At 65.1% G+C, this 15,765-nt stretch carries 11 protein-coding genes; 4 read left to right on the forward strand and 7 right to left on the reverse strand.

Features of this window, described 5'->3' with window-relative positions; genetic code table 11:
* Positions 1-104: 104 nt before the first annotated feature.
* On the reverse strand, positions 105-2,525 hold the full coding sequence (locus tag G5C50_RS20240) for an ankyrin repeat domain-containing protein (protein WP_165072330.1): 2,421 nt from the start codon (positions 2,523-2,525) through the stop codon (positions 105-107).
* 244 nt (positions 2,526-2,769) lie between these two features.
* Between G5C50_RS20240 and G5C50_RS20245 the strand changes: the two genes are divergently transcribed.
* Positions 2,770-3,660, forward strand: coding sequence for a cysteine hydrolase family protein (locus tag G5C50_RS20245; protein ID WP_206107777.1), 891 nt, complete (start codon positions 2,770-2,772; stop codon positions 3,658-3,660).
* 157 nt (positions 3,661-3,817) lie between these two features.
* Here the strand turns inward: G5C50_RS20245 and glgX are convergent, their stop codons facing one another.
* The 3 genes from glgX to G5C50_RS20260 form a co-directional block, all read right to left on the reverse strand.
* A complete protein-coding gene (gene glgX, locus G5C50_RS20250) occupies positions 3,818-5,923 on the reverse strand; it encodes a glycogen debranching protein GlgX (RefSeq protein WP_206107785.1) in 2,106 nt (701 codons plus the stop codon).
* A 209-nt stretch (positions 5,924-6,132) separates the two neighbouring features.
* Positions 6,133-6,330 carry a hypothetical protein gene (locus G5C50_RS20255; protein WP_165072332.1) on the reverse strand — a complete coding sequence of 66 codons (198 nt, stop codon included), beginning with the start codon at positions 6,328-6,330 and terminating at the stop codon, positions 6,133-6,135.
* A gap of 471 nt (positions 6,331-6,801) precedes the next feature.
* Complete coding sequence (locus G5C50_RS20260) at positions 6,802-8,043, reverse strand: CPBP family intramembrane glutamic endopeptidase (RefSeq protein WP_165072334.1); 1,242 nt, start codon at positions 8,041-8,043, stop codon at positions 6,802-6,804.
* A 165-nt stretch (positions 8,044-8,208) separates the two neighbouring features.
* Here G5C50_RS20260 and tyrS point away from each other — a divergent pair, with 165 nt between their 5' ends.
* From tyrS to G5C50_RS20275, 3 genes are all read left to right on the forward strand, one after another.
* Positions 8,209-9,426, forward strand: a complete 1,218-nt coding sequence (tyrS, locus tag G5C50_RS20265; protein WP_165072335.1) for a tyrosine--tRNA ligase — start codon at positions 8,209-8,211, stop codon at positions 9,424-9,426.
* Between the two features lie 53 nt (positions 9,427-9,479).
* The gene (locus tag G5C50_RS20270; RefSeq protein WP_165072337.1) at positions 9,480-10,562 is read left to right on the forward strand and encodes a Gfo/Idh/MocA family protein; all 1,083 of its coding nucleotides are present in this window, start codon (positions 9,480-9,482) and stop codon (positions 10,560-10,562) included.
* Between the two features lie 85 nt (positions 10,563-10,647).
* The gene (locus G5C50_RS20275; RefSeq protein WP_165072339.1) at positions 10,648-11,613 is read left to right on the forward strand and encodes a lysophospholipid acyltransferase family protein; all 966 of its coding nucleotides are present in this window, start codon (positions 10,648-10,650) and stop codon (positions 11,611-11,613) included.
* A 10-nt stretch (positions 11,614-11,623) separates the two neighbouring features.
* On the opposite strand, the gene G5C50_RS20280 is transcribed toward G5C50_RS20275, so the two are convergent.
* From G5C50_RS20280 to G5C50_RS20290, 3 genes are read right to left on the reverse strand one after another with little or no spacing between them, the layout of a single operon-like run.
* Complete coding sequence (locus G5C50_RS20280) at positions 11,624-13,144, reverse strand: M16 family metallopeptidase (RefSeq protein WP_240907289.1); 1,521 nt, start codon at positions 13,142-13,144, stop codon at positions 11,624-11,626.
* Positions 13,141-14,493 carry a M16 family metallopeptidase gene (locus tag G5C50_RS20285; RefSeq protein ID WP_165072341.1) on the reverse strand — a complete coding sequence of 451 codons (1,353 nt, stop codon included), beginning with the start codon at positions 14,491-14,493 and terminating at the stop codon, positions 13,141-13,143. The genes G5C50_RS20280 and G5C50_RS20285 overlap by 4 nt, the downstream gene beginning before the upstream one ends.
* A 22-nt stretch (positions 14,494-14,515) precedes the next feature.
* Positions 14,516-15,544: a ComEC/Rec2 family competence protein gene (locus tag G5C50_RS20290; protein WP_240907290.1), complete on the reverse strand. Its 1,029-nt coding sequence runs from the start codon at positions 15,542-15,544 to the stop codon at positions 14,516-14,518.
* Between the last annotated feature and the right edge of the window lie 221 nt (positions 15,545-15,765).

Below are 15,765 nucleotides of genomic sequence, written 5' to 3' on the forward strand. Positions count from 1 at the left end.
GGAGAGCGATAGCCAGGTGCCGGCTGTTCCTCACCGAGCACCTCCCAGACGCTCCAATCCCTTCACCATTCGCTACGCGAGAGCGTGTGAGGACGGGGTGGACCTCATTGGCGCGAGCCTCGACGAGACTCACCGATCTGTTCTCCGCGGGAGAAAACGCCGGCGACGGCCCGGGCGGCTCTCGCGAACATCCGCACGGGGAACGTCACGACCAGGATCAGCCGGATCAGCCAGACGAGCCGACGCAGGCCGCGCTGGGTTTTCTTGGTCTCCAACTCGTCGTCGCCGGTCCGCTCCGCGGGCGTCCGGCCCTGATCGTCCCGCAGGTCGGGGTCTGCCCCTCGGACGCGAAGGATCTCCGCCACGACCGAATTACCGCGGGCGATCGCCAGATGGAGGGGCGTCTGCAACCGCGCGTCGACTGCGTTGACGTCGGCGCCTCGATCCAGGAGCAGTTCGACGATGTCGGGGCTCGCTCGATAGGCCGCCCGATGCAAAGGCGTCTGTTCGGCTTCCACCTTGCCGCCGATGTGCCATCCTGCCCACGCCAGCAATGACGTGAGGGGCGCTCCCGTGGACGAGAGCCGCTCTTCCCTGGCGAGGCCTTTCCGGGTGCGGACGTCGACGGGGATGCCGCGATCCAGGAGCAGGGCCGCCGCGGCCTTGGAATGATCGTTGGCGGCGGAGTGCAGCGGCGTAAATCCCCGGAGGTCGCGGGCGTGCAGGTCGGCCCCCCGACGGATCAGCGCTTCGATCGCCTCGACCTTGTTGTCGCTGGCGGCCATGTGCAAAGGCCTCCAGCCGTCTGGCTCGGCCGCGTCGATGTCGGCTCCCGCGTCGATAAGGGCCCCGATCGCGGCTATGTCGCCGGCTTCGGCGGCCCTGTGCAGGGCGGTCCAGCCAGAAGCGTCGGCGGCCTCAAGCTCGGCGCCGGCTGCGACCAGCGCCTTGATCAGATCGACGCGACCTTCCTTCGCCGCCTCATGCAACGCCGTTGCGCTCTCCTCGTCCTTTGCACGGGCGAACTCCTCGTCCGTGAGGTCGGGGTCGACGTCGGGCAGCAATTTGCGCAAGGCCGCACGGGTCCGCTCGATCGACGAATCTCCGAGCGACTCGACCACGACCACATCCGGTTCGTCGATCGCCTTCGGCGGGAGGCCGATCTCCGATGCGATGGCCGTGAACCGCTCGGGGTCGGTGAACAGGGTGGCCGCGGACCAAGTCCTGGCCTGGACGGGGATGAATCGCCCACGCTCTCCGGCGTCCCTCAGAGCCGCATTGGCCGCCGCGGCCAGTTCGGCGTACCCGTGAGGGTTCCAATGAGCGGTCATGAATCGATAGAGCCGGTTTCGGTGCACGAACTGGACCGGGAAGTCGTCCTCGCGGCCGTCACTGGGCTGATAGACGGCCTCGGGGGCGAATGCGCCGCGGCTCGTGGCCGCGAACTCGTGGATCAACTCGTCGTAGGACATCGTCCTCTCGTCCTCATCCTGGACGAGGTGATGGAGCAGCCCCGCGGCATCGAAGGCGGCGCGGGCGCCCCAAGTGGGATCGGGGGTCTGGATGCGCTCGCACGATTCGCGGAGACTGGCGCCGGCCTTCCGCCCCTCGTCGGCGTCGACGAGTCCCGCCCCAACGATGCGCTCGACGACCGCCGAAGCTCGCTCGAATTCGGCGGCGCGATCGGTCGCGGCCGCCTCGTAGGATTCCAGTCGACCGATGATCTGCTCGAGCTGGTCCCGATCCTGCTCCGCCAGGGAAGAGGCCTGCTGGAGAGCCCTGAGAGTCTCCCAGGCCCGCTCCGAAAGCCGAGGATCGGGGCTGATCTGGGCGAACCTCTCAAGCATGAGCAGGCTGCCGCCGTCGAGTCGCTCCTCGCCGCGCGCGTTCAGGACGCCGATCGCATGATCGAGGACTTCCGGTCGTCGCTCCTCGGTGAGTTCCCAACGGATGCTCCAACCCACGACGGGGTGGGCGATCAATCGGAGGAACCGCTCGTCCGTCTCCGGCGGCTTCAACTCGGCGAGTAAGTCAACGGCCGAGTCGGCTACCAGACGATCCTCATGGCCGAGTAAGTCGAAGAGTCGGTTGGCGTCGGATTGGTCGAGGATGAGCGGTTCCGAAGCCCCGCCTCCCTTCGTCGCCTCCGCAAGGTGTTGGAGTTCCTCCAGGACCGAATGCAGGAGTTCTCCGTCTTCACTGCCCAGCAATTTGAGCAGGCAACTGAACGCTCGAGGACGATCGATCACCCCGAGGGCGGTCGAGGCGTACAGCCGCGTCCGTTCCACCTGCGCGCCGCAACCTTCCGCGATTGCTAGCAAACGAGGAGCGGCCTGATCCCGATTCCGGCGGAGCACGCCCCTCTCGGCCCGCGATACGCGAAACCTGGGCTCCTCGTCGTACTCCTCGTCTTCATCCGGGGCCGGCGCGGCGGCGATCCGCTCGAACATCCCCTCGATCAAAATCCGCTCGCCTTCGATCGCCGCGGCACGCGCGGCCACGATGGAGGCCTGATCTTCAGTCACCTGGAGTCGCATCTTCGTCGTCACTTGGTCTGAGGAGCCCAGTCGAACAAGGAGCTTGATCCAAGGGCCGTTGAGGGAGGCGTGCACGGCCGGATCACATCCCTGATCTTGCGCGAAGTCCGAGTGGCATGGCTACACGAGAGTGGCCATGCTGCCGCGTCAGGCTCTTTCGCGATCCCGAAGGGCAGGTGATGATGAGAACGGGGAATAGGACGGGGCGATGCGCTTTTGAGGAGGAATTGCCGTGGGTCGATCAGCTTGGCTCGTGGTCGCTGCGGTCGCCGCGGTGGTGTTGGCGGCGGGGGCGGGGATTGCGGACGGCGGGGGGCTGACGCTGCATCTCCGGTCGCGGGTCGTGGACGGGGACGGCAGGGGGGCGGTCCTCAAGCGGGAGGAGGACTGGGACCCGAAGAAGACGGCGATCATCGTCTGCGACATGTGGGACGACCACTGGTGCAAGTCGGCGGCGAGGCGCGTGGGGGAGATGGCGGGGCCGCTGGACGAGATGCTCAAGGCGGCGCGGGCTCGGGGGATCTTCGTGATCCACGCACCCAGCACGACCACGGAGTTCTACAAGGATACGCCTCAGCGGAAGCGGGCGCAGTCCGCGCCGTACGCGCCCACGCCGGCTCCGTTGGCCTCGTCGCCGCGATGGGGCACAGCCTGGTGCTGGCCTGACGGCAAGCATGAGGGCGTCCTGCCGATCGACGACTCCGACATGGGCTGCGACTGCGCCCAGAAGTGCGAGATCCGGTCCCCCTGGACGCGGCAGACCGCCGCCATCGAGATCGCCGAGGGAGACGCGATCACCGACGACGGTCAGGAGACCTGGAACCTGCTGGCCAGCCGGGGGATCGACAACGTCATCCTCTGCGGAGTGCACTTGAACATGTGCGTGCTCGGCCGACCGTTCGCCATCCGCCAGATGGCCACGCTCGGGAAGAAAGTCGCCCTGATCCGCGACCTGACCGACACGATGTACAACCCCGAACGCCCGCCTGGCGTCAGCCACTTCGCCGGCACCGACCTCGTCGTCGGCCACGTCGAGCGCTACTGGTGCCCGTCCTTCCTCAGCACCGACATCACCGGCAAGCCGCGCTTCCGATTCGCGGGGGACCGTCGGACGGAAGATTGACCTGAGCCGGGTGGAGCGATCGGCGGACCTCCTCTGCTGCCGCTTTCTCGCCTGGCGGCCCGGCGAGAGGAAGAGTCCGAGATCGACCTACGATCCGGCCTCCTGATCAACGGGTTGTCGGGGAGCAGCGTCCCCGCCGAAGGCTTGTCCGTGGAGTTTACTCGGACGAGGCGAGGATGATCATCGACCGGGCTCGGACGAGATAGGTCGACATGACGGCGATCTCAGGGCCTTCGTCGACTTCGACGTAGTCGTCGGGGGAAGCAAGCGCTGTGTCGACCACGCGTCGCCAGGGGCGTCCTGAGGGCGAGGCCGGGATATGAAACCGCTCGTCGCGATCGTCCGCGTTCATGGCCACGAAGAAATCGCGGTCGATCACCCCGGGCCGGTCGCAGCGGCGGCCGTCGAGGGCGAAGGCGAGCATGCGACTGCTGGGAGAGAAGTCTGGCTGAACGGGTAGAACACCGTGCCAGAAGATCTCGGGAGGGCTTCCCGACGCCTGCCCAAAGAAGCTCCGGCGTCGGAAGACGGGATGAGCCTTGCGCAGGGCGATCATCTTGCGGACGAAGCGGAGGAAGTCCTGATTGGCGTCGGCGAGGCTCCAGTCGACCCAACTGACGGGGTTGTCCTGGCACCAGGCGTTGTTGTTGCCTTGCTGGGTCCGCAGAATCTCATCGCCGCCGAGGATCATGGGAACGCCCTGCGAGATCAGGAGCGTCGCCATGAGGTTTCTGACCTGGCGACGCCGGATCTCAAGAACCGCCGGGTCGTCGGTCGGTCCTTCGACGCCGCAATTCCAGGAGAAGTTCGCGTCGTTGCCGTCGCGGTTCCCTTCGCCGTTGGCCTCGTTGTGCTTGTGGTCGTAGGAGACGAGGTCGAGCAGGGTGAAGCCGTCGTGGCAGGTGATGAAGTTGATCGAGTGCAATGGGCTGCGGCCCGTGTAGAGGTCGTCGGAGCCGCAGATTCGCGTCGCCAGGGCCGAGGTCATCCCCGGATCCCCCCTCCAGAAGCGCCTGATGTCGTCGCGATAGCGGCCGTTCCAGTCAGACCAGCGGGCGCCGCCTGGGAAGGTCCCCACCTGATAGAGACCCCCCGCATCCCAGGGCTCGGCGATCAGCTTGGTCCCATAGAGCAACGAATCCTCGGAGATCCGGTTGATCGTGGGAGGGTCGACCAAGACGTCCCCTCGACGGTCCCGGCCCAGGACCGACGCGAGGTCGAACCGGAAGCCGTCGACGCCCGCCTCGGCGACCCAGTTCCGCAGGCACCACAGCAGGAAGTTCCTGACGATGGGGTGGTCCGTGTTGAAGCTGTTGCCGCAACCGGAGAAGTTCAGGTAGCCTCCCCGCTCGTCGAGGATGTAATAGAGCCGGTTGTCGAAGCCTCGAAAGCTGTAGGTCGGTCCGTCGTCTCCGCCCTCCGCTGTGTGGTTGAAAACGATGTCGAGATAGACCTCGACTTCGTGCTCATGGAAGGCGTCGACCATCGCGCCGAATTCCTTCCACGCCTCGGAAGGGCCCGCCTTGACGGCGTAGTTCGCCTTGGGGGCGGAAAAGGCGATCGTGTTATATCCCCAGAAGTTCAGCAACCGCTCGCCGGTGAAGGGGTTGACGTAACTGCAGTCCGTCTCGTCGAATTCGTCGACGGGGAGCAGTTCGACGGCGGTCACTCCAAGCTCGTGCAGGTAGTCGATCTTCTCCGCGAGCCCAGCGAAGGTCCCCGGATCGGCGACGCCCGAGTTGGGGTGGATGGTGAAACCCCGGACGTGCAACTCGTAGACGATCGTATCCTCGAGCGGGGTTCCTGGGCCGACCACCGGCTCGCGCTCGGTCATCGCCTCGTTGATGAGGCTGCGCCTGGGGTTGGGCGAGCGGTCGCCCCAGTCGCCCCGGCAAGACACAGCGCGAGAGTAGGGGTCCAGCAGGATGACGCCGGAGTCGAAGCGATAGCCGTGGTTGTCGGGCCCGTCGACCCGGTAGCCGTAGCAGAACTCATCGGGGAGGCCGTCGATTCGGACGTGCCAGTGGTCCCCGGTTCGGTTGAGACGGGGGTCGAGTTGGACCTCGGTTTCGAACCCGACCGTTTGGGGATCTCCCAGCACGAGCCAGACCGCCGTGGCGTGGCGACAGACCACGGCGAAGTTCACGCCCCCCAGTTCCGTGATCGCCCCGAGCGGCAGCGGCCGGCCCCGCTTGACCGTGAGAACGCAGTCTCGGAAGACGTATTCGGCCTCAACGCCCTCGCCGGAGGTGATGCTGGAAATCGCCGTGGTCCTGTGAAAGGGGGACGGCCCGGGAGCATCACGGGGAGGGAGGCGACGGGTCGGGCCAAGAAGAACGCCGAACCATCACGCCCGACGGTGTGTCGGGTGGATCGTTCGGCGAGTGCGAACCAAGAGGGAAACGATCGAGGGAGAGGTCGATGCGGCGATAGATGACTCTTCTGTGGACGCCGCGACGGCTTCTGGGCGAATCAACGCTCGTTCGCGGTCCGGTCGGCGGTGCGGCCGTTGCGAGACGAGTTGGCGTAGGCGGCCGTCAGAGCCCCCAGCAGTGCGGCTCGGCGACCGGCACGGGCCGACTTCCCTCCGCGGCGGACGCGGGCGACAGCCCCGGCCCACTCGAAACCCGTCTGCGAGGTGGTCGACTTCTTACAATTATCGTCGCTCATCGAACAAACGCTCCCGAAAGCAGACACACCGCCGGAAACCCTCCGACGCTGCTCCACCCACTCCCTTGGTCCGCAGAGAATCCCAATTCCCCGCGGCTTGCCATGCCTGGCGAGACGCCGCCGTCGCACTCTGACTCGAACGTCGGTCGTCGACCTTTCCGCCCGTGAGTGCTCTCACGAGAAGGAACGTCAGGGAGCCGCTGGATCGCACGAATCCATGCGGAGGGGCCCCGCCGTCGGCGAACCGTAACAGAATCGGACGAAACCGGCAAAGACTTCAGCCGGGCGACCTCATAAAGGGCCTGAGAACTCGCGTCGAAGCGAGCCGAAGAGGCCGAATTCGGCGTTTCGACGACTCCACGCAAAGGAAATCTATCAGTCCTCTCGAAACGAGTCCAGGAAAAATGACGGATCCGTCGGTGTTTTCCGGGAGTCCGCATCACGCCATTCAAAGTGGCCTATTCTGGTGTCTCAACCAAGAACTTCCATAAGCCGATTCAGCAGGTTCCAGATCGTCGCCGCCGGAGCGGGAACGATGTCCTCAACCTGTCGAAGATCGGCCCCAAGCTGCTGGACGAGCATCATCAGCGTGCTGAATCCGTTGAAAACGCCGTGCATGGTGATCGCCGTCAACAGGCTGCCTGTTCGTTGATACACAACCCCCAGAATCATCGCGAAGAAGAACAGGGGAATGGGGGCGGGCCACTGGGCGATGTGCAGCGCCGCGAACAACGCCGAAGTCAAAACAACGGCCGGCCAGCAGACCTCGTTCAGCTCGTCCGTGTCGGAATCCTCGGGGGGCACGAATGGATTCCGGAACACTCGCGAGAGCCAGCCTTGCAAGACGCCTCGGAAGAGAGTCTCCTCTGCGATCGGGGCCAGGACGACGGCCGATACGAAGGCGAGAATCGCCGTTGCGGGCGAGAAGTGATCCTTCATCATCTTCTCGACGGGGTGCGACTCAGGACTGAAGAATCGCACCGCCAGGAACTGGACGATGTAGACGACCGGCGTGGCGATGAGCGCGGCGATGAATCCCGTCAGAATCTGCTCGGGCAACCTTCGGGTCGTGAGGCCGAGAGCTTCCAGGCCGACCCGGGAGCACCTGCGAAAGAACCAGGGGAAGGCCGACAGGAAGATCAGGATGTGGCAGGTGTTCAGGGTCATCAGGTCTCGAGCGGCCGCCGCTGTCTCGTTGGAGGCGTCGTCGGCGTGGCGGTCGGTCTCCTTCGCGACCTCCGCCTTCGGTTCAGCCGCGGGGTCGGATGCTTCGGTCTCCTTCGCGACCTCCGCCTTCGGTTCAGCCGCGGGTTCGGATGCTGGCGCTGCATCTTCCTTGGCATCGGCCGCGGCTGGAGGAGCTTCATCCCCGGCCTTCTCCACAGCCTTGCCATGATAGGCCTTGAGGGCCTCCTCAACCCGAATCCCGAGCAACTCGCGACAGGCCAGGGTCGCGGCCTGACTCGTAACGATGTAAAGAGCGATAATCGTCAAGATGGCTCCCAGCCCCCAGACCGCCGGTTGGAGACGGACAAAGGGGGGGCGAGGCAGGATAGGGAGATTGAGGGCCAGGCGCAGAACGGCCCACATCGAGTAGAGCAGCATCCCAGCGAGCATCGAGAGGAGGAGAATCGAGACGACGCTGAGGAGTCCCTGCTGGACGTGCAGAGCGACGGCGAGGGGAATGTACCCCTGATAAAGAGGGGGCGTCATGAGACCTCGCGAGAAGGGGGGGCGGTTCCACTCGTTCGATCGTAGCAGGCCCGCGGCGTGTCGGCCACCTTGAGAACTCGCCCCAAGGCTTCTAGAATCGGCGGATCGTCGACGTCGCCGCGAGGGCTCGCGGGGTCGACGGTGTCTCGGGAGCCTCGCGGAACGATGCTGGACGTGCAAGGGCAGTTGGAAATCCTGCGCCGGGGGGTCGAGCAGATCGTCCCCGAAGGCGAGTTCGTCAAGAAGCTGGAACGCTCGGTCCGCGAAAACCGCCCGCTGCGCGTGAAGTACGGCATCGACCCGACGGGCATCGACGTGCACCTCGGCCATACGGTCCCGCTCCGCAAGCTGCGGCAGTTTCAGGACCTCGGTCACACGGCCGTCATCATCATCGGCAACTACACGGCCCTGGTGGGCGACCCATCGGGACGGGACGAGACCCGATCGGCTCTGACGAAGGACCAGGTCGCGGAGAACGCCCGCGATTACCTCAAGCAGGTCGGTCGAATCATCGACCTGGAGAGGGCCGAGGTCCACCACAACGGCGACTGGTTCGGCAAGTGGGAGTTCCTGGACGTCCTCGACCTCATGCGGCGGATGACGTTGGGCCAGATCTCGGCTCGCGAGGACTTCGCCAAACGAATCGCCGCCGAGAAGCCCGTCTATCTTCACGAGTGCCTCTACCCGCTGATGCAGGGCTGGGACTCGGTCGAGATCAACGCCGACGTCGAACTCGGCGGCACGGAGCAACTCTTCAGCCTGATGGTCGCCCGCCAGCTCCAGCCCTTGCGAGAGCAGGATCCGCAGGTCGCCATGACGATGCCGATCCTCGTCGGCACGGATGGGACCCGTCGGATGGGGAAGAGCCTGGGGAATTACATCGGCGTGGCGGAATCGGCCCAGGACCAGTTCGGCAAGGTGATGAGCGTCCCCGACGAGCCGATGGCTCAGTATTTCACGCTGCTCACCGACCTGCCCGAAGCCCGAATCAAGGAACTCCTCGCTCCGGGGACCAACCCGAGAGACGCCAAGGAAGTGCTCGGCAAGGCGGTCGTCGCCCAGTATCACGGGGATGAGGCCGCCGAGGAAGCCGCCGCCGCCTTCCGCCGCCGCTCGGCCGGCGAGGATCCCCTGGAGATCCCCATCGCTTACCTCTCGGCCGACAAGCTCGACGCCGATGGGCGGATCCTGGCCCCGAACCTCATCAAGGAACTCGGCCTGGAGTCGAGCACGTCCAACGCCCGTCGGGTCATTGAAGGGGGAGGCGTCAATGTCGGCCCTCGGCGCGAGCCGATCTCCGACGTCAGGGCGATGGTCTCGGTGAGCGACGGTCTGATCGTGCGGGTCGGCAAGCGTAAGATCGCCGAGATCCGCCTCGTCTGAATTCAAAAGGCGACCTCCGTCGCCTCCAACGTCTCCTGCGAAGGGTGCAGTGTATGGCCGAGCACGGGATCGGGATCATTGGGTGCGGCATGATCGCGGAGTACCACGTCCGCGCGGTCAACGAAATCGACGGGGCCCGCGTCGTCGGTGCGTGCGACACGTCCGCCGCCCGTACCAAGGCTGAGAAGATCGCCGGGATGGCCGGCCACGACTGCCAGATCTACGACGACATCGCCCAGATGCTCGCGAATCCCGAGATCGACGTCGTCTGCGTCTGCACCCCCAGCGGGGCGCACATGGAGCCCTCCGTCCAGGCCGCCAGGGCGGGGAAGCACATCATCGTCGAGAAGCCGCTGGAGATTGATCTCAACCGCTGCGACGCGATCATCAACGCCTGCGACGAGGCCGGCGTGCGCCTCTGCGCGATCTTCCCCTCACGGTTCGCGCCAGCCAATCGACGTATCAAGGAGGCGATCGACTCCGGACGGTTCGGCAGACTCACCCTGGGCGACACCCACGTCAAGTGGTGGCGGACCCAGGAGTACTACGACTCCGGCGGCTGGCGCGGGACCTGGAAGCTCGACGGCGGCGGCGCCTTGATGAACCAGGCGATCCACAACGTCGACCTGATCTACTGGCTGATGGGAGACGTCGAGTCCGTCTTCGCCCACGCCGCGACGCTCGCCCACGTCCGCATCGAGGTCGAGGACACCATCGTCGCCACCGTTCGCTACAAGAGCGGAGCGCTGGGGACGATCCAGGCCGCCACGAGCGCCTATCCGGGGCTGGCGAAGCGGATCGAGGTCCACGGCGATCGGGGCTCGGCCCGTGTGGAGCAGGACGACCTGACGATGTGGGATTTCCAGGAGAAGATCCCCAGCGACAACATCATCCAGGCCGCCATCGCCGGCCGGTCGTCGGGGAACTCGGGCGCCAGCGACCCCCGCGGAATCAGCCACCTGGGACATCGCGAGCAGATCGAGGACTTCTTGAGGGCCATCGACGAGAACCGCGCCCCCTTCGTCGACGGTCGCGACGGCCGCAAGTCGGTCGAAATCATCCGCGCCATCTATCGCTCGGCCCGTGAAGGCAAGGCCATCACCTTGCCGCTCGCCGACGACCCGCCGTCGTTCTGACCGACCGCGGCGCGCCTTGACGGGTCCGAGGATCCCGGCCATACTCCCCCGGGACCTCGCGCCCATGGTCAAGGAGCGACCGAAGATGGCCCGGAATAAGATCAAACGGCCCTGGCTAGACTACCTCGTTTACCTCGTCGTCCGGGGCCTGGTCTTCACGGTCCAGTCGCTCTCCATCAGGCAATCCTACGCCCTGGCGCGAGGGATTGCCTGGATCATGTACACGGTCGACAAGCGACACCGAGTCGTCGGCCTGGAGAACCTGCGCATGGCGTACGGCGACGCCATGACCGAGGCCGAACGCGACGAGGTCGTCCGGGGCGTCTATCGGCACTTCTGCATGATGCTGATGGAGATCTTCCACACGCCCAAACGGATCAACCTCGAGAACTACCGGCAATATGCCAGGCTGACGGGGCACGGTCCGGTGCTCGACAGGATGATCTCCGGCGAGCCGATGATCCTGCTAACCGGCCACTACGGCAACTGGGAGATCGCCGGCTACCTGTTCGGCCTCTTCGGTTTCCCCACCTGGTCGGTGGCGCGGACCCTCGACAACCCCTACCTGGAGCGCTACCTCCGGACCTTCCGCGAGAGCACCGGCCAGAAGATGATCCCCAAGGCGGGCGGCTACGACCAGATCGTGGATGTGCTCCAGACCAGCAGGACGCTCTCGATGCTTGCCGACCAGGACGCCGGCCAGCGAGGGATGTTCGTCGACTTCTTCGGTCGACCGGCCTCGACCCACAAGGCGATCGCGCTGCTCGCCATCGAGCATCAGGCTCCGGTGGTCGTCGGCGTGGCCCGGCGCATCGGACCTGGGTTCCGCTACGAGCTGCGGTGCGCTCAGATCATCGAGCCGGGCGAATTCACCGGCGGTTCCGACGACGCCCGGCTGCTGACCCAGCGTTACACGAGCGCGCTCGAAGAGTTGATCCGCCAGGATCCCACGCAGTACCTCTGGTTGCACCGGCGATGGAAGCACCAGCCCGCCCCTCGCAAGAAGGGAGCGAGGCCGGAGGCGGCTCGAACCGAGGCCGCCGCCGGCTGAGAACGAGAACTCATTTCTCGAACATCTGCTCCACGGGAACGATCCGCACGCTGACATCCTTGAGCGGGAAGACCTCGATGAGCTTGTCCTGGTCGAGGATCTCCTGCGGCGTTCCCTGTGTGTCGTAGACGATCGGCGAGGGCTTGCCCGACGTCAGCAGCCCGCGCAACTCCTCTGCATTCCCGGCCACGATCGCGACCTTCATGCCGCTCGGCTTCAGATGCCTGCGCACGGCCGCGTTGACCTGGTCGACAGTCAGCTTCGGCAGTCGATCGGCCAGTTCGGTGACGAGGTCCTTGCGGCCGTAAAGGGTTCCTTCGATCGCGTAGCCGAGCCTTCGCGAGAGGGTCTGGACCCAGAGCTTGCTGTAATTCAGCAGGAACGAGCGAGTGGCCTCGAACTCCTCGGGGGTCATTCCCTTCTCGATCAGCCGATCCACCTCCCAGAGCGCCGCGCGAAGAGCGAACACCGCCTTGTCGGTCGGCACGGGGCGGATCCAGATCGAGAAATACTGCCGCGAGCGGTGATTGTTGGGGATCGGGAAGGTCGACTGGCCCTCCTGAATGAAGTCCTCGATGTAGGAATAGTCGCCGTAGTTGAGGCCCCGCTTTCCTCGGAGGTCCTGCATCAATCGGCCGTTGAAGGTGCGGTGCTCTCCCAGGAACGAATTGGCGACGGCCAGCGCATAAAAGTCGTCGTCAGTCCGCGTGACGTCGATCGGAAAGCCGATGGAGATGGCCGTGGCCTCAGCCGGCTTGGTGACGATCGTCACCTCCAGGCCCCTGGGAGGGCCGACCGGTGGAATCGTCGTCGGCTGAAGTTCCGAGACGCGAACCAGCGGGGAAAGGCCGTTCTCGATCAGCTTGACGGTCTCGGCGTTCGCCGCGCCGGCGAGTCCCAGAAACAGGCGGTCGCGCGTGTAATGCGTCCGGTGGAAGTCCTTCACGTCGTCGAGCGTGATCGCCTTCAGCCCCGCCACCAGCCCCTCGTCGGGTCGACCGTAGGGGTGGTTCTCGTACAGAGCGGACTGGAGCGTCCACTTCCCGAGCGCTTCGTCGTTGTCGCCTCGGAGAGTCTTGGTCAGGTGGTCCAGTGCTTCCTCACGGAGCCGATCAAAATCCTCGGGGGCGAACCGAGGCGAGGCGATCATCTCGGTCGCCAGGGGGATGTAGGAGCCCAGGTTGTCCTTGTGGACGTCGCCGCTGAACACGGAGACTTCTTTCAGGCAGTTGCCGTTCAACTCAGCGGCGATTGGAAAGAAGCGGTCGAGCACCTCTTCGTATTTGAGGGTCTTCGTGCCTCCCTGAGCCACCATCGCGGCGGTGAGGGCGGCAAGGCCTTCTTTCCCCTTGGGGTCGTCGGCCGAACCTACGCGGAAGACGAGGCGAAGCGATACGAGTGGACCCGACGAGGGAACCAGAACGACTCGCGCATCCGCGGGACCGTCGGCAAGGGCGGGAATCCCCACCGCTGAAGCGAGGAGCGAGGCGGCGATCGTCAGGCCGGACCTCAAGTACGACGTGTTGATCATTTGGATTCCCTCGTCTCCAGCGTGACGACCGTCTCGTTCGTCGCCGTGAAGTACTTCGATGCGACGCGTTGAAGGTCGGCCGGGGTCAGACGATCGTAGGCGGCGTACAGTTCGTTGAGCGCTTCGGGTCGGCCGTTGATCGCGATCGACTCCCCAACCGCCCTCGCCACGGAATCGGGACTGTCCAACTCGCCGGCGAAGGCGTAGCGGAGGTGCGACTTGATCGCGTTGAGACGATCCTCGGCGACCGGCTTCTCGGCGGCCTCCTTCAGCGCGTCCCGAATTCGTCGGCCGATCTCCGGCATGAATTCCACCTTTCGGCCGCGCGCCAGGATCGTGAAGAGATGAGGGTCGCGGTGTGGATCGATGAACGCGGTCAGCGTCTCGGCCTTCTGCTCGTCGAGGACTAGCGAGCGGTACAGCGGGCTGGTCTCGCCGAAGACGGCTTGCTGCAGCGCCCTGAGCGCAGGCACATCCGGATTGGCGGGATCAGAGGCTGGGGTGTGGTAGGTCAGTGCCAGGATCGGCAGCGTCGGCAGGGGCCAGGTCAACTCGGCCTTTCGAGGGCCGTCCTGCTCCGGCTCCTGGGGGATCTCGACGCTCTTGCCTCCTCGGGGCCAGGTCCCATAGGCGGTCTTCACGAGGTCGACGAGGACGTCGTGATCCACCTGGCCGGCGACGACGATCGTGCAGTTTTCCGGTCGATACCAGCGATCGAAGAAGACCTTGCTGTAGGCGTACTGATTCGGCATGTCCTTGATGTCAGCCAGGAAGCCGATCGTCGTGTGCTTGTAAGTGTGCGCCGTGAAGGCCGTGTCCGAGAGCGCCTCTTCCAGCTTGAGGAACGGAGAAGAGGAGCTTTTGTTGTACTCGCCGAGCACGGCGCGGGCTTCCTTCTGGAAGTCGGCCTCGTCGTACTTGAGGTTTCGGAAGCGGTCGGACTCGATCTCGACGGCCTTCGCCAGGGCCGTCGCCGGGATCGTCATGTGGTAGCACGTCCAGTCGTCGGTCGTGAACGCGTTGGAGTCGGCGCCGAGCGATTTGAGGACGTCGTTGTAGGCGTCCTGCGAGTACTTGTCGGTTCCGCGAAACATCATGTGTTCAAAGAAGTGGGCGAACCCGGACAGCCCCTTCTCAACCTCGTTCCGCGAGCCGGTGCGGACGACCGTGTAATAGGCGATGATCCCCGGCGAATCAAAGGGGATGCTGACAACCCCGAGGCCGTTCTCCAGCGTCGTCTTACGGATGGGGTAAGGGAACACCGGCGGTCGGCCGTCTTCAGCCCTGACCGTTGTGAATGCGCCGGCGAATCCGAAAACGGCGACCGCGCAAAGGAGCAAGCGTTTCATCGAATAAGGCACTCCTGCCTGGTCACTGGGATTCGAACGTTCGTTCGGGTCCGTCCGAGCCCATTCGCACCCGGAACGTCTTGCCGTCCGCGGGGACGGCGACGCGGATGTAGCGCCCACCGGCGGGGTCGGTGTTGGCGATAAGGGACGGGTCGGTGTTTTGATCCGCCGCCGTCTGGGCGTTCTTGTGCAATTGGTAGGCCGCCTGAACGGAGGGGATCGCCTTGATCCGGCGTACGGTCTCGGCCGCCCCCCCCTTGCGAGGGCCGTTGTCCATGATGGTGACGACCGGGGCGATCGTGCGAAGGAAGTCGGGATTGTTGGAGATGTCCATCCCGTGGTGGGTCACCTGGAACAGGTCGATCTTGCCGACGAGGTCCACCGGGCAGACCAAGCTCTTCTCGATGTTCCAGGTCAGGTCGCCGCAGTCGAGGAATTCGAAGGCCCCCTGGCGGAGCTTCAGCACGACGCTGCGCGCGTTGTCGGATTCGTCGACCGGATGATCGGGAGCCGCCGACTCGCACGAAGCATTCGCGGGAGCGCCGGTTGGAGCAGGAAGGACCTTACCGGACGCCGCGAGAACAACCGCGGTCGTCGTACCTCTCAGGGGGAGCGAATCGCCCGCTTTCAAGACGGACCGCTTCCCCTTGGACGCGTCACGATAGGCGACGCCGAGGGGGTCCTGCGACTTCGGGCCGTCGGGAAACTCCGCGCCGGCTTCGCCGTCTTCGGGGAGGCCCCGATCCCAGAATCGGCCGATCGCGGCGCGCTTCGCTAACCCGGCGACGCCGCCGTAATGGTCCATGTGCCAGTGCGTCGTCACCAGGTGGTCGATGCGATCGCAGCCGGCGTCCTTGAGCGCCTTCACGATCCTCTCGGGATCGCGGTCGTTCTGGCCAGGCCAACCGCTGTCCACAAGAATCGTCTCGCGTTCCGGGGTGACGACGAGGGTGGCCGCTCCTCCCAGGACGTCGACAAAGTAAATCTCAAGATCGGCGGCGGCCGCTCGACCCGAATCGAGGCAAGCGCATCCCGCCAGGACAGCGACCACCAAGGCACGTCCGAACCTCTGAATTTCACCTGTCCAGCCCAGATTCCTCATCTTCGCTCTCCCCCGAAGGTCCAGCACCCAACCGCTGGTCGCTCGTCCCGACGCGATCGTTGATCGTGACCCGGGGAAGAGAGGAAGGCAAGTATTCAGGATCGTAAAGTTTGGTGCGGTGGGCAGGTGTCTCTGTGTGCCTGTGATGGTTTGGGTGCTTGGGTTGATGG

This window comes from Paludisphaera rhizosphaerae (genome assembly GCF_011065895.1).
GTDB classification, from domain to species: domain Bacteria; phylum Planctomycetota; class Planctomycetia; order Isosphaerales; family Isosphaeraceae; genus Paludisphaera; species Paludisphaera rhizosphaerae.

What these genes read in the sequence shown, in the direction of transcription:
- G5C50_RS20255 (WP_165072332.1), bottom strand. Translation starts at nt 6,330, where the DNA reads ATGAGCGACGATAATTGTAAGAAGTCGACCACCTCGCAGACGGGTTTC.
- G5C50_RS20260 (WP_165072334.1), bottom strand. Translation starts at nt 8,043, where the DNA reads ATGACGCCCCCTCTTTATCAGGGGTACATTCCCCTCGCCGTCGCTCTG.
- tyrS (WP_165072335.1), top strand. Translation starts at nt 8,209, where the DNA reads ATGCTGGACGTGCAAGGGCAGTTGGAAATCCTGCGCCGGGGGGTCGAG.
- G5C50_RS20270 (WP_165072337.1), top strand. Translation starts at nt 9,480, where the DNA reads ATGGCCGAGCACGGGATCGGGATCATTGGGTGCGGCATGATCGCGGAG.
- G5C50_RS20275 (WP_165072339.1), top strand. Translation starts at nt 10,648, where the DNA reads ATGGCCCGGAATAAGATCAAACGGCCCTGGCTAGACTACCTCGTTTAC.
- G5C50_RS20280 (WP_240907289.1), bottom strand. Translation starts at nt 13,144, where the DNA reads ATGATCAACACGTCGTACTTGAGGTCCGGCCTGACGATCGCCGCCTCG.
- G5C50_RS20285 (WP_165072341.1), bottom strand. Translation starts at nt 14,493, where the DNA reads ATGAAACGCTTGCTCCTTTGCGCGGTCGCCGTTTTCGGATTCGCCGGC.